This window comes from Pseudoalteromonas sp. SG43-5 (assembly GCF_014164345.1).
In the GTDB taxonomy this organism is placed as follows: Bacteria; Pseudomonadota; Gammaproteobacteria; order Enterobacterales; family Alteromonadaceae; genus Pseudoalteromonas; species Pseudoalteromonas distincta.
In genome coordinates this window covers 211,586-229,811 of sequence record NZ_JACJFA010000001.1, presented here as the reverse complement: position 1 = coordinate 229,811, position 18,226 = coordinate 211,586, and the positions used below count along the sequence as shown (strand labels likewise).

18 protein-coding genes and 1 riboswitch are annotated in these 18,226 nt (G+C 38.6%); of the genes, 11 read left to right on the top strand and 7 right to left on the bottom strand.

Translation table 11 applies throughout. The features are described from left to right. Positions 1 to 113: 113 nt before the first annotated feature. From H5161_RS01070 to H5161_RS01060, 3 genes are all read left to right on the top strand, one after another. The gene (locus tag H5161_RS01070) at positions 114 to 827 is read left to right on the top strand and encodes a 1-acylglycerol-3-phosphate O-acyltransferase (RefSeq protein ID WP_182671483.1); all 714 of its coding nucleotides are present in this window, start codon (positions 114 to 116) and stop codon (positions 825 to 827) included. Next, on the top strand, positions 827 to 1,162 hold the full coding sequence (rraB, locus tag H5161_RS01065; protein WP_002961968.1) for a ribonuclease E inhibitor RraB: 336 nt from the start codon (positions 827 to 829) through the stop codon (positions 1,160 to 1,162). Before H5161_RS01070 ends, rraB begins: the two co-directional genes overlap by 1 nt. A 610-nt stretch (positions 1,163 to 1,772) precedes the next feature. Then, complete coding sequence (locus H5161_RS01060; RefSeq protein WP_182768525.1) at positions 1,773 to 2,945, top strand: polysaccharide lyase family 7 protein; 1,173 nt, start codon at positions 1,773 to 1,775, stop codon at positions 2,943 to 2,945. Between the two features lie 57 nt (positions 2,946 to 3,002). On the opposite strand, the gene H5161_RS01055 is transcribed toward H5161_RS01060, so the two are convergent. Next, positions 3,003 to 3,974 carry a zinc transporter ZntB gene (locus H5161_RS01055; RefSeq protein WP_024605062.1) on the bottom strand — a complete coding sequence of 324 codons (972 nt, stop codon included), beginning with the start codon at positions 3,972 to 3,974 and terminating at the stop codon, positions 3,003 to 3,005. 287 nt (positions 3,975 to 4,261) lie between these two features. On the opposite strand from H5161_RS01055, the gene H5161_RS01050 reads away from it, so the two are divergent. Genes H5161_RS01050 through H5161_RS01040 form a run of 3 tightly spaced genes read left to right on the top strand, consistent with a single transcriptional unit; the run spans position 4,262 to position 6,649 of the window. Then, positions 4,262 to 4,696 carry an ATP-dependent zinc protease gene (locus H5161_RS01050; protein WP_002961974.1) on the top strand — a complete coding sequence of 145 codons (435 nt, stop codon included), beginning with the start codon at positions 4,262 to 4,264 and terminating at the stop codon, positions 4,694 to 4,696. A 2-nt stretch (positions 4,697 to 4,698) separates the two neighbouring features. After that, positions 4,699 to 5,604 carry a 30S ribosomal protein S6--L-glutamate ligase gene (gene rimK / locus H5161_RS01045; protein WP_002961977.1) on the top strand — a complete coding sequence of 302 codons (906 nt, stop codon included), beginning with the start codon at positions 4,699 to 4,701 and terminating at the stop codon, positions 5,602 to 5,604. Next, on the top strand, positions 5,591 to 6,649 hold the full coding sequence (locus tag H5161_RS01040; protein WP_002961978.1) for a succinylglutamate desuccinylase/aspartoacylase family protein: 1,059 nt from the start codon (positions 5,591 to 5,593) through the stop codon (positions 6,647 to 6,649). The genes rimK and H5161_RS01040 overlap by 14 nt, the downstream gene beginning before the upstream one ends. 357 nt (positions 6,650 to 7,006) lie before the next feature. On the opposite strand, the gene H5161_RS01035 is transcribed toward H5161_RS01040, so the two are convergent. The 4 genes from H5161_RS01035 to recQ all read right to left on the bottom strand — a co-directional run bounded on the left by H5161_RS01035 (position 7,007) and on the right by recQ (position 11,638). Continuing rightward, a complete protein-coding gene (locus H5161_RS01035; RefSeq protein ID WP_138489650.1) occupies positions 7,007 to 7,579 on the bottom strand; it encodes a mechanosensitive ion channel domain-containing protein in 573 nt (190 codons plus the stop codon). A 64-nt stretch (positions 7,580 to 7,643) separates the two neighbouring features. Further along, a complete protein-coding gene (locus tag H5161_RS01030; protein ID WP_182768524.1) occupies positions 7,644 to 9,353 on the bottom strand; it encodes a BamA/TamA family outer membrane protein in 1,710 nt (569 codons plus the stop codon). 169 nt (positions 9,354 to 9,522) lie between these two features. Continuing rightward, positions 9,523 to 9,807 (bottom strand): DUF3630 family protein, encoded by a 285-nt coding sequence (locus tag H5161_RS01025; protein WP_002961372.1) that lies wholly within the window; start codon positions 9,805 to 9,807, stop codon positions 9,523 to 9,525. 7 nt (positions 9,808 to 9,814) lie between these two features. Then, complete coding sequence (gene recQ, locus H5161_RS01020) at positions 9,815 to 11,638, bottom strand: DNA helicase RecQ (RefSeq protein ID WP_182768523.1); 1,824 nt, start codon at positions 11,636 to 11,638, stop codon at positions 9,815 to 9,817. 133 nt (positions 11,639 to 11,771) lie between these two features. Between recQ and H5161_RS01015 the strand changes: the two genes are divergently transcribed. After that, complete coding sequence (locus H5161_RS01015) at positions 11,772 to 12,227, top strand: thioesterase family protein (RefSeq protein WP_002961375.1); 456 nt, start codon at positions 11,772 to 11,774, stop codon at positions 12,225 to 12,227. 51 nt (positions 12,228 to 12,278) lie between these two features. Continuing rightward, positions 12,279 to 13,196 (top strand): EamA family transporter RarD, encoded by a 918-nt coding sequence (rarD, locus tag H5161_RS01010; protein ID WP_039488332.1) that lies wholly within the window; start codon positions 12,279 to 12,281, stop codon positions 13,194 to 13,196. A gap of 16 nt (positions 13,197 to 13,212) precedes the next feature. On the opposite strand, the gene H5161_RS01005 is transcribed toward rarD, so the two are convergent. Continuing rightward, entirely contained in the window at positions 13,213 to 14,448 is a 1,236-nt protein-coding gene (locus H5161_RS01005) for a response regulator (protein WP_182768522.1), read from the bottom strand. An 86-nt stretch (positions 14,449 to 14,534) separates the two neighbouring features. Further along, complete coding sequence (locus H5161_RS01000; protein WP_182768521.1) at positions 14,535 to 14,909, bottom strand: DUF413 domain-containing protein; 375 nt, start codon at positions 14,907 to 14,909, stop codon at positions 14,535 to 14,537. A 91-nt stretch (positions 14,910 to 15,000) separates the two neighbouring features. On the opposite strand from H5161_RS01000, the gene H5161_RS00995 reads away from it, so the two are divergent. The 3 genes from H5161_RS00995 (at position 15,001) to H5161_RS00985 (ending at position 18,226) form a co-directional block, all read left to right on the top strand. After that, entirely contained in the window at positions 15,001 to 15,873 is an 873-nt protein-coding gene (locus H5161_RS00995) for a LysR family transcriptional regulator (RefSeq protein WP_024596245.1), read from the top strand. Between the two features lie 166 nt (positions 15,874 to 16,039). Next, positions 16,040 to 16,972, top strand: coding sequence for a porin (locus H5161_RS00990; protein WP_002961381.1), 933 nt, complete (start codon positions 16,040 to 16,042; stop codon positions 16,970 to 16,972). Positions 16,973 to 17,033: 61 nt separating this feature from the next. Further along, positions 17,034 to 17,168, top strand: a riboswitch (cobalamin riboswitch). Positions 17,169 to 17,413: 245 nt separating this feature from the next. After that, positions 17,414 to 18,226 carry an ABC transporter ATP-binding protein gene (locus H5161_RS00985; protein ID WP_182738334.1) on the top strand — a complete coding sequence of 271 codons (813 nt, stop codon included), beginning with the start codon at positions 17,414 to 17,416 and terminating at the stop codon, positions 18,224 to 18,226.

Below are 18,226 nucleotides of genomic sequence, written 5' to 3'. Positions count from 1 at the left end.
TTTGTTTTAAAGTAAAGAGCTTGCATATTTCAGCGTACACTTGTGCGCTATTGACTCGTCTGTGTCACAAAATAACGCTATAATAATCATAATTGATCTTTGGAGAAACTCATTTGCTAGCTGTTATACGCGTTTTTATTATGCTGATGTTTATATTATTCAGTTGTATTTTTGGTTTATTACTTTCGATTGTAAGACCATTTCATCCCAATAATGTACATATTATAGCGGGCTGGTTTGGCTCAATGGCTAAAATGATTGGCGTTAAATTAGTTTTAACACGTCATGAAGATGCAATTGATGCAGGCCCTGCAGTTTATGTTGCTAATCATCAAAATAGCTACGACTTATTTACAGTGCCTGCAATGGTGCCTAAAAACTGCGTAAGTTTGGGGAAAAAGAGCTTAAAGTGGATCCCATTTTTCGGTCAGCTTTATTGGTTGTCGGGTAATATATTAATAGACAGATCGAATCGCTCCAAAGCAGCGGGAACTATCTCCAAAGCAGCCGAAAAAATTAAAAATAATGGCTTATCTGTATGGATGTTTCCAGAAGGCACACGAAGCTATGGAAGAGGGTTGCTACCGTTCAAAACAGGTGCTTTTCACACCGCAATGAGCGCAGATGTACCCATAATTCCGGTATGTATGAATACAACACATAAAACCATTAAGCTAAATCGTTGGGATAATGGTACAATTTACATCGAAATGTTAGCGCCTATACCGCTTGATAAAGAAATTAGCGCGCGTGAGCATGCTAAAAGCGTGCATAGCATTATGGCTGCTAAAATAACTGAATTAGATGCTCAAGTGAGAGAAAAATAATGGAAAACTGGCGTGAAATAAGTGAAGACATCGTAAGTTCACTACTAGAAGATGGATCAGATCCTGAAATACTTTATGAAGTAGAACACCATTTTGTGTGTGAAGACTTCCCTAAACTAGAGCAAGCTGCATTGGCTGCTTTTAAATTAGGCTACGATGTTGAAGAGCCAGCAGAGCTTGAGCTTGAAGATGGCAGTAAAATTTGGAGCTTTGACATTGTAGTTGAAGCTGAGCTAGACGTAGACGTTATTATGGAAGACGTTGATAAGCTAGCGCAACTAGCCGTTGAGTGCGATGTTGAATACGACGGTTGGGGCACTTACTTTCAAGAGTAATTAATTACCCAGCATTAGAAAAATAGTAAAGGCGAGCATTTAACAGTGCTCGCCTTTTTTTAGTTTTACTCCCTGTTTAAGCTTTAAATACACTCATTAGCCTCTATATAAATCAAAAATGTACATTACCAATTTAAATCTGGTTATTACCAATTTTAAATTAGTCTTTAATTTATCTCTATTTTTATTTTTTATTCATACTAAATTAATATTGTCCATAATTATTGGTAAGCAGTGTTATTTATTTTTTAGTACTTATGTCTGAAATTAAAATTTATTTTTAAAAATTAATTCGTTACTTAATAAAATTTAATGTGTTGATTAAATTGAAAATTAAATTTGTTTTTAAGTGGTAATAAAGATGTAAGTAATACTTATTTGCTGTACCACACTGTGTTGACATATTGGTAACAATAAATATAACCTTTACCCCGCCTTCGGGTATACTTTTTGGTAATGTTAATTGGTAAGTTTTATTTGCCGTTTAAATTACCATTACTATTCATACACAATTAAAAACCTGTATAGCGGTAAGATCTAAGTGTTAGTGAATTTCACTAACCTAAGTAGTTAGGTTGTTTTTATGTTCAGGTTTAAAGGAATAAAGATAATGATTAACCACAAGAAATTGTTTATTTGCACTGCAATTACTGCAACCTCAGCGTTATCTCACGCTGCAACTATTAATAACCTTGGCTTTGAAAGCGGTTTTAGTAGTTGGAACGAAACTGAGCCAGCGGCTATTTCATCTGATGCATATAGCGGATCTAAATCGTTAAAAATTCAGGGAAGTCCTGCACGTGTTTATCAATTAGTAAATATTCAGCCAAACACTGAATATACGTTAAGTGCTTATGTACTTGGTAAAGGGCAGATTGGGGTTAACGACTTAAACGGTTTATTTAAAAACAAAACCTTTGATGTATCGTCTTGGACTAAGGTAACTAAAACGTTTACTTCAGCGAATACCAATTCACTGCAAGTATTTGCTAAGCATTACAATAGCTCAAGTGATGTACGCTTTGATAATTTTACATTAGTTGAGGGCAGTGATAATGGTGGTGGCACTGATGATGGTGCAGGATCTGGAGACGGTACAACGATTCCAAGCAGCATTACAAGTGGTAGTGTTTTTGATTTAGAAGGGGATAGCCCTAACCCGTTAGTGAACGATAGTACGTTAGTATTTGTACCTTTGGAGGCACAGCATATTACGCCTAACGGGAATGGCTGGCGTCATGAGTACAAGGTAAAAGAAAGCTTGCGCGTTGCCATGACACAGTCTTACGAAGTATTTGAAGCAACTGTAAAAGTTGAAATGTCTGATGGCGGTAAAACAATTATTTCACAGCACCACGCCAGCGATACTGGGACTATTTCTAAAGTGTATGTTTCAGATACTGATGAATCAGGTTTTAACGACAGCGTAGCGGGTAATGGCATTTTTGATGTGTATGTTCGTTTGCGTAATACCAGTGGCAATGAAGAAAAATTTGCGCTAGGTACTATCACAAGCGGTGAGTCATTTAACTTGCGAGTGGTAAATAATTACGGCGATGTAGATGTAAGTGCACTAGGTAATTCGTTTGGTATTCCAGTAGAAGATGATTCTGAATCTTACTTTAAGTTTGGTAACTACTTACAGTCTCAAGATCCAAATACTCTAGATAAATGCGGTGAAGCAGGTAACTCTAATTCATTCAAAAATTGCTTTGAAGATTTAGGCATTACTCAATCAAAAGTAACAATGACTAATGTTACTTATACCCGTCAAACAAACTAAGTAGTCACTTAATTATGTCCACTCAATTGAGTGGCCATATTAAATGTGCGTTTTAATTTACAGCCATTTTTTATTTTTAAAATACACACCAATACCGCCAGTAAGCACAATTAAAAATATGACAAAAGCACTAAACGCATAAGGGCTCTCTGTACCAGGAATGCCTCCTACGTTTACACCTAAAAGCCCCGTTAAAAAGCCCAGTGGTAAAAAAAGTGCTGCCACTACAGACATAACATACATTCGCTGGTTTAACTGCTCAGAAACTTGGTTAGTGATTGTTTGCTGAATAATTTGCGCACGCTCAATCGAACTATCTAGCTCTTCAAGATAACGAATTAATAAGTTAGTGGTTTCATTAAGTTTTGCTTTATCGTCATCTAATAACCATAGGTAGTGGTTATTTACCATTGAGCTAAGGGCTTCTTTTTGCGGTTTTAAATAACGTTTTAAGGCAATAGTTTGGCGTCGCAATTGTGATAAGCCTTGGTTGTCAAACTTTTTACTTGGTTCATCTATTTCTTCTTCAAACTCGTCGAGTGTTTCATCTAGTGAGTCAATAACGCTTTGCATACGTGAGGTTAATTTTTGTGTAATAGAGCACACTAATTCAGAAATATTGCATGGGCCTTTATTTTCATTTAAACAGGCGAGCGTATCTTGCACCGATAATAAACGGCGCTTACGGGTAGTAATAAGAATGTCTTCGCTAATAAATAAACGAATTGATACCATGTCTTCAGGGCTTTGTGCTGGATTTAAATTTACACCACGTAAAAATAACATGTGCCCGTTAGTTGTAGCCGTAATACGTGGGCGTGTTTCGTCAGCAATTAAAGACTCTAGTTCGTAATCGTTTAAATGAGGCTGTGCCTTGAGCCATTCAACTGCCTCACTTTGGCTATAATCCATGTGCACCCAAAGTTTACCTTGGCTTGGTTGCCAGCTATTTAGCTCATTAGTGCTTCCAATAGGACGAGCGCCGCCTTGTCCATCAAGTACAAGTGCATGTAGTAAACCATTAATCATAATTAGTTCTCATAATAGTGTATTTTTAATACTGTTAACTATAGTGTATCTACTTAGTTGCTTACAGGCTTACCTTTACTTTTAATAAGTTAAGCTTAAATAGCAAAATATATGCAGAGCCTCTGTGTTGAGCAAAGTGGCATTAAAGTACGGCTTAGCAAGGCGTGCATTGTGTGACCAGTTGCTTAAAAAGATCAATTTAATTTACTAATCGACTAGATAAATTTATTTCGTTGGTGTTTTTTGGTCTGTAGCGTATAAGTCACTTTTTTATTAAGGGCACATTTATGACAGCAAAGATCACAGTTGGTTGGCGTGAGTGGTTAAGTTTACCTGAGCTTGGTATTAACGAGATAAAAGCAAAAATTGATACTGGCGCTCGCACTTCATGTATTCATGCAATTAACATTGAAGAATACGAAGTTGACTCAGAAAAATGGGTTAAATTTACGGCCCAACCACTGCAAGATGATGAGCAAACGCAAGTTACTTGCAATGCAAAAGTTAAAAAAATGAAGTACGTAACCAGCTCAAGTGGGCAAAAAGAGCTACGCTACTTTATAGAAACTACATTACATGCAGGCGAGCATAGCTGGCCTATCGAGCTTACTTTAACAAGCCGTGCAACAATGAAGTTTAGAATGTTATTAGGGCGTACAGCCATGGAAAATCGTATAGTCGTTGACCCGGCTTTATCTCAACTATTAGGTCGTAAGGTTTAACTATGAAAATCGGTATTTTATCTCGTAACAGAAAGCTATATTCAACACGTCGCTTAATTGAGGCAGCAGAAGCACGCGGCCACGAAGTTAAAGTGATTGATGCATTGCGTTGTTATATGAATATCAACTCTGAGCAACCAGAAATTCACTATCGCGGTGAAAACTTAAAAGAATTTGACGCAATTGTTCCGCGTATTGGTGCATCGGTTACATTTTATGGCTGTTCGGTACTTCGTCAGTTTGAAATGATGGGTGTTTATCCTGTAAACGAATCAGTCGCTATTTCTCGTTCGCGCGATAAATTACGTTCACTTCAGTTACTTTCGCGCAAAGGCGTTGGTATGCCAGTAACAGGTTTTGCCAGCAAACCCGATGACGTAAAAGACTTACTAGAAATGGTAGGCGGTGCACCTGTTGTAATTAAATTACTTGAAGGCACACAAGGCATTGGTGTTGTACTTGCTGAAACACGCAAAGCAGCTGAAAGTGTTATTGAAGCGTTTATGGGCTTAAAAGCCAATATTATGGTTCAAGAATATATTAAAGAAGCGGGTGGTGCAGACATACGTTGTTTTGTACTAGGCGACAAAGTAATCGCAGCAATGAAGCGCCAAGCACAAGAAGGTGAGTTCCGCTCTAACCTTCACCGTGGTGGTAGCGCTACATTAGTTCGCATTACTCCAGAGGAACGTAAAACGGCAGTAGCAGCGGCTAAATCAATGGGCTTAAATGTAGCGGGAGTTGATTTACTTCGCTCATCTCGTGGGCCACTTGTGATGGAAGTTAACTCATCACCGGGTTTAGAGGGCATTGAAATAGCAACAGGTAAAGATATTGCAGGTATGGTAATTGATTTCATCGAAAAAAATGCCTCAAGTAAAGGAACAGCAACACGTGGCAAAGGTTAAAATTAACCGTCCTTTTTCCTTATTAGGAGAAAATGTAGGCGTAGGCGAGCGTAAAACGCTTGCCTTAGAAGCAGCTAAGCTTTACACCCATTCACCACTTAATATTCCTATTGAAGTGGTTAATGGTGTAATGGAAGGCCCTGTGCTTATGGTGTGTGCGGCTATTCATGGTGATGAGCTAAATGGTGTAGAAGTTGTGCGTCAGTTACTTGCTAAAATAGATCCAAGCCAACTGCGCGGAACAATAATCGCTGTGCCTATTGTGAATGTGTTTGGCTTTATTCACAAATCGCGTTATTTACCAGATAGACGCGATATGAATCGCAGTTTCCCAGGTTCTGAACGTGGTTCATTAGCTGGGCGTATGGCTTATATGTTTTTTAATCAAGTGGCAGTACATTGTACTCACATTATTGATTTGCATACTGGCGCTATTCATCGTACTAATTTACCGCAAATTCGCGCTAATTTAGAAGATGAAGCAACCGCTGAAATGGCTAAAGCATTTGGTACGCCGGCGGTTATAAATGCATCCCTTCGTAATGGTTCATTACGCAGTGAAGCCGCAAACTTAGGTATACCTGTTATTACTTATGAAGCAGGCGAAGCGCTACGCTTTGACCCTATCGCTATTGCGGCAGGTGTGCAGGGCGTTGATTATGTTATGCGTCATTTAAAAATGATCCGTGGCAAGCGCCCTAAAAAGTTACCAGATCCTATTATTGCAGGTTCTACTAGTTGGATACGTGCAGAGGTTGATGGCATTGTGCGTGCACAAGTATCACTAGGGGAGCATGTAACTAAAGGGCAAGTGCTTGCATATATAAGTAGCCCTCTAGGGGATTCTGAGCTTGAGCTTTTAGCGCCTAAAGGCGGTATTGTTATTGGTCAGCAAACGATGCCATTGGTAAATGAAGGTGATGCGGTATTCCACCTTGCTTACTTTGCAAACGACAATAGTTTAGTAGAGCAGCAACTAGAGAACTTTATTGATGAGATAAATGATTTAGATGACGAGCTTAAAACAGCTGAACTAAATAACTAATAGCTAGGGCGTGTTTAACTTTGCGGATTGAAATTTGTTCAATCTAGGGGCGATTAAATCGCGGCGCGAGGTTTGTAACCTAGTGGGCTAAGTAAAAACCGAGTAACAAAGAGTTTATCGCCCCTAGGCAGAACCCGAAGGGCAGCGCATGTTTGGCATTTATGCTGCGTTATCGCCTATTTATGGGGAGTAACCACACTTCATAGGCTCTGCCTTGCCTAAAAACCAAACATACTGCTGCAAATTCAACCATCAAAGATCAACACGCCCTAGTCTTAATTGTGGTTAGTTAAGCATTAAAAAGCCGCAGTAGGTATTTTGACTACTGCGGCTTTTTTGTGAATATAATTTTTTAAACTATGTTTTTTTAGGACCAATAATACGCTTTATAACAGGGGTTTTAGTTGGCTTTGGTTCTTTATTTAAAACCATGACAGGACGGGTCACAAATAAATTGTTAGGGTAAATTACACGGTGCCCATCAATATGTTCAAGTACTACATTCATTAAGCCCATTTCAACAATGCGCCCTTCAACATGATTCGCACCATCAATAATTCGTACCCAATAACCAACGCGGCAATCGTTTTGAATAAACATCAGTAAAAATGCGGTGAGATTACTCAATAATGACCAAGCGGCAAAAAGCGCTACCCCTAACATGGCAAATAAAGAAGAGCCTAAAACCAATAAACCACGCAGCTCTATACCCCAAAATACTAAAACCAAACACAGTACTACAAAGGCGAGTATAATTTTTAGTAAAAGCTCTGCACGGTATTTTCGGTGTAAATCTACTTTGCCTTTAATCGCTTTTTCGAGTAGTTTTTTGGTTATTTTTAATAGAAGAGGGAAAACCAAAATAGCGATTATAGTTACAACTAACTTATATTGTGATGCAAACAATTCTAAAACTTCTATTATTTCCACATTAGGTCCTGAACTTTCATAACAATTTAATGCAATTGGTATTAGTTTAACGTGTTTGTATTATTTAAAAAGTGTTTTTAACGCTTACTAGCCACTGGACTGAGTCTACATCGTCGTAGCTATCAACAGGGGCGGCAATATCAATGTGGATCATGGTTCCTGAGTTTGCGCGACTCGGTGCCAAACGCAGACCAACGCCTACATTTTTCAATACATGTGCATTTTCACCGTTATCTTCATCGTTAAACCATGCTCTGCCTACATCTACAAAAGCTGCGCCACCCACTTTAAATAGTTGCAGTAAATCGTACTCCCAGTAATAGCGCTTTTCTAAATTAACTAAAAAGCTGCGATCGCCATGTTGATAATCCATCGGGTAACCACGCAGGCCTGTTTCGCCACCTAAAGTAAGCTGTTGATCAGCAGTCAGGTTTTTGGCGTATTGCACGCGGGCTTTAACATACCAAGATTGGTCTTCACTGGTATTTAAATAATATTGTACTTGGCTGGTGGCCATAAAGTTTTCGAGTTTTTTCTGTTCTTTATTCCAATAGCCATCAATATCAGCACTAAAACGCCATAAAGTATTATCGTTAGTAAAGTGGGCTTTTTTAAAGTTAAAAGAATACACCGCGCGGCTGTCGTCATTACTTAAGGACTCATCTGAATAGCCAATTAAGCTTTTAATATTCCAACCTAAATTTAAATCCTCAGTGCGAGATATACTGTCGAAGTTGCGTACTTTTATGTAGTTATCTTCAAACCAATGGCCGCTTATAAAGGGATAACTTAAGCTTCTGTCATCGGCAAGTGGTGCAAGTGTAGTGTCTACAGCTTCAAAGGTATGTTGCTCATCGGTATAGCCTAACGTTAGTCGCTGGGTCCAATTATTATTAAGCGCTTTAGAGTGTCCTATAAATACACGGTTTAAATCGGTAGTTTGATCAAATTCGCTAAACTCTTCGCCGCGTTTATATAGTGACTCTTCGCGCTGCTCAGAATAGCTTAAAATACCGTAACTAAAGGGGGTGTCAATTGCGTAAAATGGATAGGTTAGCTCAAGCAAATGGCGCTTGCCGTCGCTGTTATCGGCGTACTCTAAACGGCCTCGGTAGCGAGTAGATAAAATATTCGGATCGTCGTAAACAAATAAGTAACCGCTGCGATCGCTGTCAGTGGTGCGCGAAAAAGAAAGGCGCTTACCCCACCCAAGCAGGTTAGATTCTCTAAAACCTATACTCGATTTGTTTTCTCCACCGCTTCGACTAAAGTTCACTTCAGGTAAAAGTGTCCATAAATCACGGGTAACCACTTCTACATTAACGTCGCCGTCGCAGTTTTCGGTAGCACTAATTTGTGCATCATATAAGTAGCTTTCTTTACGAAGTAAACGCTCAGATTCTGCGAGCTTTTTAGCGTCGTACTTGTCACCTGGGGAGAATAATAAAAGGTTATTAATGACATCGGGCTCTGTTTGAATGTGAGCGCGATTAGCAAAACGGAATAAAGCATTATTTTCCTCTTCAAGCTCAGTATTAAATACATTAAGTTGCTTGAGCTTTATTGAGGCTATTTTAGCGTTACTATTACTGTGCGTGAGGGTTGTTTTGTCTTGAACTTCTCGGCGTAGGTTTTTATTTGTGCTTAAATCTGTCTGTTCTACAAGGCAGTTATCAGTTTTCATTGAAGATTGTTGTGCGAACGTTTTAGGCACATAAAAGCTTAAAACCGTTAAACTAATACAACATTGTGCTATCCATTTCTTGCTCACCATTAAACCTCTTACTGCTACGTAGCAAATGACTATCGTAATATCAGCTTACATCATTGTTATTATAATGTAAGTAAAAGGTATGGATTTTGAAATTAATTAATTGTTACCCATATTCACTTTTGTTAATAGCCAGCTGGTTTGCAGCGACCTATGCGCTAGGCATTAAAAGCTAGCTTAAATAAAATGCTAAAGCGGCGAGTAAGTGTTCAGCTTCATGACCTTCGGCATTAATCCAGATGCTTTGGCTGTAATGCTCATAGTTTAAATTAAAGGTTTGATGATTATAGGTAAAGCGAACTTGATGGCGATCGGCGCCTGCAGAATATTCGTTGAGTGTTACTTCGTCTGAGTGTAAAAATAATGTACTCCACAGCTCAAAGTCTTCATCGTTTGGTAGCTCAATGGGATTAATCAAAATACATTTGTGTGTATGGTCATATTCTATTTGGGTCATAATGCTCTTAATTAGTAGCTAGGTAATGTCGAATTGCCGTTAAAAATTCGCCGCCGTACTTATTTAACTTAGTAAAACCAACACCTGAGACCTTTAAAAATTCACTGTCGTTTGTTGGCATAAGCTGCGCCATTTCGGCTAACGTTTTATCATTAAATACTACATAAGGTGGCACATCGTCGGCATCAGCAAGTTCTTTACGAAGTGCGCGCAGGCGAGCAAAGAGTTTTTTGTCGTAATTAAATTGCGCTAACTTATCTTGATAAACGTGTTTGGCTTGCAGGCGTGGCTCGGCTAATTGCAGTGCGTATTCACCTTTTAAAATTACACGCGCGGCTTCTGTTAATCTAAGTGACGCACCTTGTGTTATATCTTGGCTAAGTAAGCCTTGATGAATAAGTTGGCGTAAAATACTGAGCCAAAACTCACTGCTTTTATCTTTACCTATGCCGTAGGTACTTAACTCATGATGATTATTATCGCGGATGCGGCTCGTGTTTGCACCGCGAAGTAATTCAACAATATAACCTAGTCCAAAACGTTGTCCCGCTCTGTACACACACGAAAGTGCTTGCTGAGCGACTAACGTACCATCAAAGCTTTTTGGCGGATTTAAGCAAATATCGCAGTTGCCACAAGGTTCGCGTTGATATTCACTAAAATAGTTAAGTAATATTTGACGACGACATGTTTGCGCTTCGGCAAAGCTTGCCATTGCGTTAAAGCGTTGTTCTTCTACGCGGCGGCGTTGTTCGTCGTCTATGTCTTCAAAAAAGCGCCTTACGCGACCTATATCAGCTGGGTCAAAATACATTATAGCTTCTGCGGCAAGTCCATCTCGCCCAGCTCGACCAGTTTCTTGATAGTACGACTCTATACTTTTTGGAATATCGTAATGCAGTACAAAACGCACATTAGGCTTGTTTATGCCCATACCAAAAGCAACGGTTGCGACCACTATTTGTATATCGTCACGGGCAAACCCGGTTTGTACAAATTGTCGTTGCTCGTTACTCATACCAGCATGATAAGCGGCAGCGTTTAGTCCTGCATCTGCAAGCTTTTCAGCAATGTCGTCTACGCGTTTACGGCTGGTGCAATAAATAATACCGCTTTGGCTTTTTTGCTCCTTTAGGTAGCGAAGCAATTGCACCATAGGTTTAAATTTTTCTTCTATGGTGTAACGAATATTGGGGCGATCAAAGCTGCCAGTATGAATATAAGGCTGTTGTAGTTTTAATTGCTCAACTATATCAAACCGTGTGGCTTTATCGGCGGTGGCGGTTAATGCCATCATTGGGACATGTGCAAAACGTTGCTTTAATTCGTTTAAGCGAAAGTAATGAGGTCTAAAGTCATGACCCCAATGCGACACACAGTGCGCTTCGTCAATAGCAAATAAACTCACATTTAAATGCGATAAACGCTCTAAAAATTCGTGTTGTAATACTTTTTCAGGCGCCACATATAAGAGCTTAATTTGCCCCTGATGAAGCTGTTGATACACCAATTGCTGTTCTTCTCGTGCTAAGCTGTTATTAACGTAAGCGGCTTTTACCCCAAGAGCTTGCAGTTGCGTTACCTGATCTTGCATTAGCGATATAAGCGGAGATATAACAATGGTTACGCCTTCGAGTACTAAAGCAGGGATTTGGTAGCACACCGATTTTCCGCCGCCAGTAGGAAGCAATACAAGCGAGTCTTGACCGTTAATAGCGGCATCAATAACTGCTTTTTGACCGTCGCGAAATTCACTGTAGCCAAACACTTGTTTGAGGACAGTTTCGGGTTTACGCACAAGGGTGCTAGAAGGTAGAGTTGATGTATTCATTGGCGGGTATTTTAGTGGTTTTTTAGTGAGATGTCTTTAGCTGAGTTACTTGATAAATTATTTAAGTGGAGTCTCGTAGTTTTACACTATGTATGTTTTACTCATCTTACCTGTTTTGACATAGAGAATAATAATGAATAAAGAAATGTTAATTGAACAAGTAGGTGCGTTATTTGTGAATGGCATGCCGTTTAACCAGTTTTTAAAAATATCGGTTGAGTCGTTAAGTCCTGAACAGGCTAAAATTACGTTCCCGTGGCAGGATGTACTCATTGGTAATCCTGCGCAAAAAATACTCCATGGTGGTGTTATTTCAGCCGTACTTGATAATGTAGGCGGTATGCTCGCTGCAGCAAGTGTAATTGATAAACTCACCGATTTAGATATTACAAGCGTGCAAACAAAATTAGCCACGCTTGGGACTATCGACTTACGTACTGATTATTTGCGCCCTGGTAAAGGAGAGAGCTTTACTGCCAGCGCAACACTTATTCGTTCAGGTAATAAAGTATGTGTATGCAGAATGGAATTACATAACGAACAGTCTGTTCAAATTGCTTTTGGAACCGGCACGTATTTAGTTGGATAAAACGCGTATGGCAAGTAAACTAGCGGCCTTTTAAATCACTAAGTGTGTATTATGTCGATTGATACTGAGCAGCGTAAAGGTGCTATTTTTGCTTGTCTTGCTTTTTTAATGTGGGGCCTTGCGCCAATATACTTTAAGTTGATTCAGCATGTTTCTGCTTTTGAAATTTTAATGCATCGGGTTATTTGGTCGGTTGTGTTTTTAGTATTGGTAGTAAGTGTTTTACGGTATTGGGGTAAAATTAAACGCATTATCGTTCAACCTAAGCTTTTGCTTATGCTTGTTATCACCTCTGCACTGCTTGGGTTTAATTGGGGTTTATTTATATGGGCTATAAATAATAACCACATGCTTGATGCAAGCTTGGGCTATTACATAAATCCTCTTTTAAATGTATTACTGGGTATGCTTTTTTTAGGCGAACGCCTGCGTAAGTTCCAAGGCGTAGCAGTAGCCCTTGCCTTTAGCGGTGTAGTGCTGCAGCTAATTAGTTTTGGCTCGTTTCCGGTAGTTGCCTTTTCACTGGCTATATCATTTGCACTTTATGGTTTATTACGTAAAAAGTTACCGGTTGAAGCCTTGCCTGGCATTTTACTCGAAGCACTTATATTACTGCCTGTCGCACTTATTTATTGGTGGTTAATGGTGCCTACAGCAACATCAAGCCTGCCAGCTAATGATTGGCATACTAATGTACTACTGATTAGTGCAGGTATTGTAACTACATTACCACTGCTGTGTTTTACCGGTGCAGCTAAGCGTTTGCAATATACTACACTTGGCTTTTTTCAATACATTGGGCCAAGCTTAATGTTTATACTCGCTGTGGTGTTTTATGGTGAAGTGTTTGATGCAGAGCGTGTAGTAACATTTGCATGTATTTGGAGTGCTCTGGCTATTTTTAGTTGGGACTCTTACCATCAATCACGCAAACGTAAAAAAGCGGCTATTACAGCCGCAGAAGTATAATTAACTAATAAAATGGTTAACTAACTACTTTATTACGACCAGATTCTTTAGCGTCGTAAAGCTTTAAGTCGGCCTGTTTTAAAAGTTCATCAATTTGATAAACAGGCCCGTTTGCAAAGCCAATAGAAATGGTGAATTTTATTTTAGCTTTACTAAACTCTTGGCTATTCATTTCTATAAAATACCTAAAGCCTTCAAGGCGTTTAAGGGCTTCTTGTTTATCTGCATCTATAAAATAAACTGCAAACTCTTCACCGCCTAAGCGCGCTACTAAGTGCTTTTTAAAGTATTTACTGAAGCAAATAGAGAGCCCTTTTAATACTTCGTCGCCAACATCGTGTCCGTATGTATCGTTAATTGATTTAAAGTGATCAATATCAAGCATAGCTAAAGTACCGTCACCTTTAATATGTTTTATTTGCTTTAATGATTTTTCAGCTTCTTCAAAAAAGTAACGACGATTTGGTAAATTAGTTAAATAATCCGTGTTGGCTTGTCGCCTTATGGTGGCTATAAGGTCTAACATATCGACGTTTTGACTAAGCCTGCAGTAAAACTCTTCGCTATTAAAAGGTTTGTGCAAATAATCGTTTGCGCCATTTTTTAAAAATAAACTAGAAAGCCCTACAGAGTCAGAACCCGAAATACCAATAATAGCTTTTTCATCATTGCTATATAAGCGGCGAATCTCGCTACATAGTTCATCGCCATTCATGTTGGGCATTTCATTATCAGTAATAATAACTGAAATATCAGGTGAAGCTTCAAGCAGGTTTAACGCTTCTTGTCCGTCTTGCGCTTCAATAATTTGATACTTATGGCGCACTAATAAACTACAAATGTATCGTCGGGTCGATTTAGAGTCGTCAACAACGAGTACTTTTACATTTTCGTTGCGAGGCAGGCGCTGTAACTGTTTTTCGAGGTACTGATAAGCTTGTTTATTTTCTTTAATGATGTAATCGATGATTGGGTATTTTTCTACAGTGTCGCGAGTTTTTTTATCAATATTGCCCGTCATTACAATAGTTGGAATGTCTGCATTAATAGTACAAGGTACAGCCTCACCTAATGGGGCATCAGGTAATATAAAGTCAACTACAGCGCAAAAATAGCTATTTTTACTTATAAGCTCTTTTGTTTGCGCTAATGACTCAGCTATATCAACTTCATAACCAGCCTTAAGCGCGATGTGCTTTTGCACTCGCGCCATGGCAGGTGTATCTTCAACTATTAGTATTTTTCGCGTCACGGAACAACCCTATATATATTTTGCAAAAATATTTGCTTATACAAGTTGTAACTGTTAAAACGCAAAAAAGCAAATAACTTAAATACTTACAGATTATCCGCTTCTGAATAATACTCTTGGCTAATCGGCGCCGAGCTCGACATTTTTGAACGGCCAAATAAAGTATGAAACTTAGTTTTGCAGGTCGTTAGTTTTAAGTATTTTACCCAAGCTCGTTCGATTGGGTTGGTAGGTTCTTGTGAGCCAGTTACGACTGCTACAAACTGTTCTTGGTGTTCGTTTTGCGGCTCAATTGTTTTACTGTATAAGCCTTTTAAAACAACTCCGTGTTGTTCAAGTATGCTGGCTTCTAATAAGGTGAAGTTTCCGCTGCGGCTAAAGCCTCGTGGAAAGTTTTGATCATCATAAAATTGACGTTGGCTAACAAATGCTTGGCGTAGTAATGAAATGTTATTGCTCATAGCTTTATCCTCATACCTTAGTAATTAGCTGGAGTATGATGCAAGTTTGGCAATTTATTAAACAAATTATTTTTATCGTGAGGATAAAAAATTGGATATCGATTTATTAAAAACATTTGTTGAGGTAGTGCGTACGCGTCACTTTGGTAAAGCGGCCGAAAACCTTTATATTACGCAGTCTGCAGTGAGCTTTAGAATTCGCCAATTAGAGCAAGGACTTGGTGTTAATTTGTTTATTCGCCAGCGTAATAACATTCAACTTACAGCACCTGGCGAGCGTTTATTACCCCATGCACAAATGATTATTACGGGCATGCAACGCGCCAAAGTGGATGTTGCGCTTGCCGATAATATGCATAAGCAAATTAGCTTAGCAGGAACGCCCAATATTTGGGATGCTTTTTTACAGTTTGGTATAACAAATATTGTATCAGCGATGCCGGGCGTGTCATTAGTCGCAGAAGTTAAAGCACAACAAGAAAGCACTCGGCTGTTATTAGAACGCACGCTTGATTTGGCAATATTGTTTGATCCACCAAAAGTAGACGAGCTAGTGGTAGAGCGAATCTGTGAGTTGCCAATCATTCCCGTAAGCGGATACGACACTGCAACGAACGAAAACTTTTTTGATAATCAGTATGTATATGTTGATTGGGGAACTACTTTCTCACTTTGGCATGCGCGTCAGTTTACCGGTAAAACACCGCCTTATTTTAGAACCAGCACAGGACGTATTGCACTTGATTTAATACTGCAATGTGGCGGCAGTGCATTTATACCTCAAGTATTGGTAGAAGGGCATTTAGAAAAAGGTGAACTGTTTCATGTTAAAGATGTAGAAAATACCTCGCGAGACGTGTTTATAGCGTATCACAGAGACAACGAGCAAAAAGAGTTAATAGAAACCTTAGTTAATTTACTATCGCAAATGACCCCAAGCTTGTCATTAAAGAAAAGTAAGTAAGTTCGGCCGTTTATTAGGCTTTCATGTTATTTTGATTTCAAATTTAATGCATTTTTATTAATAAAAAAAGACATTAATATTTCCATTGTAATATTACTGTCATTTAGCGGTGACAAAATGCAGCAGTTTTAAAAATTAGTCTTTTGTGATTATCCAAGGAAATAACATGAAATTTGTAAAATCGAGCTTATGCTTAGCACTATTAAGTGGTTTATCTTTTAATGCACTTGCCGATGTAGACATTTACGGTAAAGCGAATGTAACAGTGCAATCATCTGATGACGGCGAAGGATCTTTTACTGAGATAAAAAGTAATGCATCTCGTCTTGGTGTTAAAGGTTCTGAAAAAATAAATGATAGTTTAGAAGCGGTATATAAGTTTGAGTTTCAAGTTGATGTGTCTGATGCTGATTCAAAAGGCGATAACGACGACAATATTTCTGCGCGTAACCAATACGTTGGTTTAAAAGGTGCGTTTGGCCAAGTGGTTATTGGTCGTAACGATACTGCGCTTAAACAATCTCAAGGTAAGTTAGACTTGTTTAACGACCTTGAAGGCGATATTAAAAATGTATTTAAAGGTGAAAACCGTTTAGGGAATACTGTTAGTTATTCATCAAACTCATACGAAGGTTTTAAAGTACTTGCTACTTTTGTAGCTGAAGATGATGTAGACGCTGATAACGGTTACTCAATGGCGGTTACTTACGGTGACGTGGCACTTAAAAAGAGCGCAGTATATGCCTCTATCGCAGCCGATAGTGAAGTAAATGGCTACGATGTAGTACGCGCGTCAATCCAAGGTAAAGTTGAAAACTTTAAGTTAGGTGCAATGTACCAAACACAAGAAAAAGTTGACGGCAGCGCAGAAGCGGATGGTTATCTATTAAATGCAGCTTACAGCATGGGTAACAACACATTTAAAGTACAATACCAAGACATGGACTTTGACGACAGCGACGATAAGTCAGCAATATCAGTTGGTCTTGATCACAAATTAAATAAAAACATTAAAGTATTTGGCTTTTACTCAAGCTTCGACATGGACAACAACGTTGACCAAGACTACGTAGGCTTAGGTATGGAATACAAGTTTTAACTATTCGCTAAATTAGTTAAAACACTCCCTTTTTAACCGCGCTCTTTTGAGTGCGGTTTTTTTTGCTTTAAATTATTTACTTAGCCGCCCATAATAGAGCTTCATTTGGAATGAGGTGCGAGTCCTCGACTGTTCCCGCAACTGTAATTAGCGCAAAGCTTTAAGTCAGATACAAATGGTATAATACCAATTTTATTAAAAACATGATCTTTCTAGCGAATTAAATAACTTACTAACTTCGTTAAAAATTATTCATATAGAACAAGTATATGTCATAATTTCCGCTTTGTTATTAAGCTATTTCTTTGTCGCTATAATAAATCACTAATTTAATGCAATTGGTATAAATTCTTTTAACGAGCGGGTTTACTCATTTTTTCTTGTAGTGCATTAGTATTTTTATCGCATTTTAGTGAGTTTAATCCCGTCTAGGACTGACTATTGCACACTCAAACGCCATTAAATATACCATTACTAAACGTTAAAAACGTATCGTGGGGTATTGGCAATAAAACGATCCTCAAAAAAATAAACCTTAAAATAACCACAGGTAAATTTGTTGGTTTAATTGGACCTAATGGCGCAGGTAAATCGAGCTTATTGCGTTGTTTATATCGTTTTAATAAACCCAGTGATGGCGTTGTAGAGTTTAACAACACCGATATTTGGCAGCTAAAAAGCGATGAGTACGCAAAAAAAGTAGCGGTTGTTTTACAAGAAACCCCGTCGCAATTTAACTTAAGCGTATTTGATGTTATTGCACTTGGGCTAACGCCTCATAAATCGCTATTTAGCTCAGTAACTAACATTGATAAACAAAAAATTACCCAAGCTATCAACACTGTAGGGTTGGCAGATCATATCGATCAAAGCTTTGAGTCACTTTCGGGTGGTGAAAAGCAACGTGCCTTGATAGCCCGCGCCATAGTTCAGCAACCTCAGTTGTTAATAATGGACGAACCAACTAGCCATTTAGATGTTAAATACCAAATACAGGTAATGGAGCTTGCTAAATCGTTGGGTGTAACGGTGTTTGCATCGTTTCACGATTTAAACTTAGCTTCTGCAATGTGCGATGAACTAGTGATTATTAAAAATGGTGAAATTACACATACAGGCACGCCAAGTGAGGTATTAACCGAAAACATGCTAGGCGACGTTTTTGGTGTCTGCGCTCAAGTAAATAACCACCCGCAAATATCGGAGTCGGGAAATAGCATCCCTCATATCACTTACTTTTATGGTTACGAATAA

What these genes read in the sequence shown, in the direction of transcription:
- H5161_RS01015 (WP_002961375.1), top strand. Translation starts at nt 11,772, where the DNA reads ATGAATAAAGAAATGTTAATTGAACAAGTAGGTGCGTTATTTGTGAAT.
- H5161_RS01030 (WP_182768524.1), bottom strand. Translation starts at nt 9,353, where the DNA reads ATGGTGAGCAAGAAATGGATAGCACAATGTTGTATTAGTTTAACGGTT.
- H5161_RS01025 (WP_002961372.1), bottom strand. Translation starts at nt 9,807, where the DNA reads ATGACCCAAATAGAATATGACCATACACACAAATGTATTTTGATTAAT.
- H5161_RS01000 (WP_182768521.1), bottom strand. Translation starts at nt 14,909, where the DNA reads ATGAGCAATAACATTTCATTACTACGCCAAGCATTTGTTAGCCAACGT.
- H5161_RS01060 (WP_182768525.1), top strand. Translation starts at nt 1,773, where the DNA reads ATGATTAACCACAAGAAATTGTTTATTTGCACTGCAATTACTGCAACC.
- recQ (WP_182768523.1), bottom strand. Translation starts at nt 11,638, where the DNA reads ATGAATACATCAACTCTACCTTCTAGCACCCTTGTGCGTAAACCCGAA.
- H5161_RS01050 (WP_002961974.1), top strand. Translation starts at nt 4,262, where the DNA reads ATGACAGCAAAGATCACAGTTGGTTGGCGTGAGTGGTTAAGTTTACCT.
- rraB (WP_002961968.1), top strand. Translation starts at nt 827, where the DNA reads ATGGAAAACTGGCGTGAAATAAGTGAAGACATCGTAAGTTCACTACTA.
- H5161_RS00990 (WP_002961381.1), top strand. Translation starts at nt 16,040, where the DNA reads ATGAAATTTGTAAAATCGAGCTTATGCTTAGCACTATTAAGTGGTTTA.
- rimK (WP_002961977.1), top strand. Translation starts at nt 4,699, where the DNA reads ATGAAAATCGGTATTTTATCTCGTAACAGAAAGCTATATTCAACACGT.
- rarD (WP_039488332.1), top strand. Translation starts at nt 12,279, where the DNA reads ATGTCGATTGATACTGAGCAGCGTAAAGGTGCTATTTTTGCTTGTCTT.
- H5161_RS01055 (WP_024605062.1), bottom strand. Translation starts at nt 3,974, where the DNA reads ATGATTAATGGTTTACTACATGCACTTGTACTTGATGGACAAGGCGGC.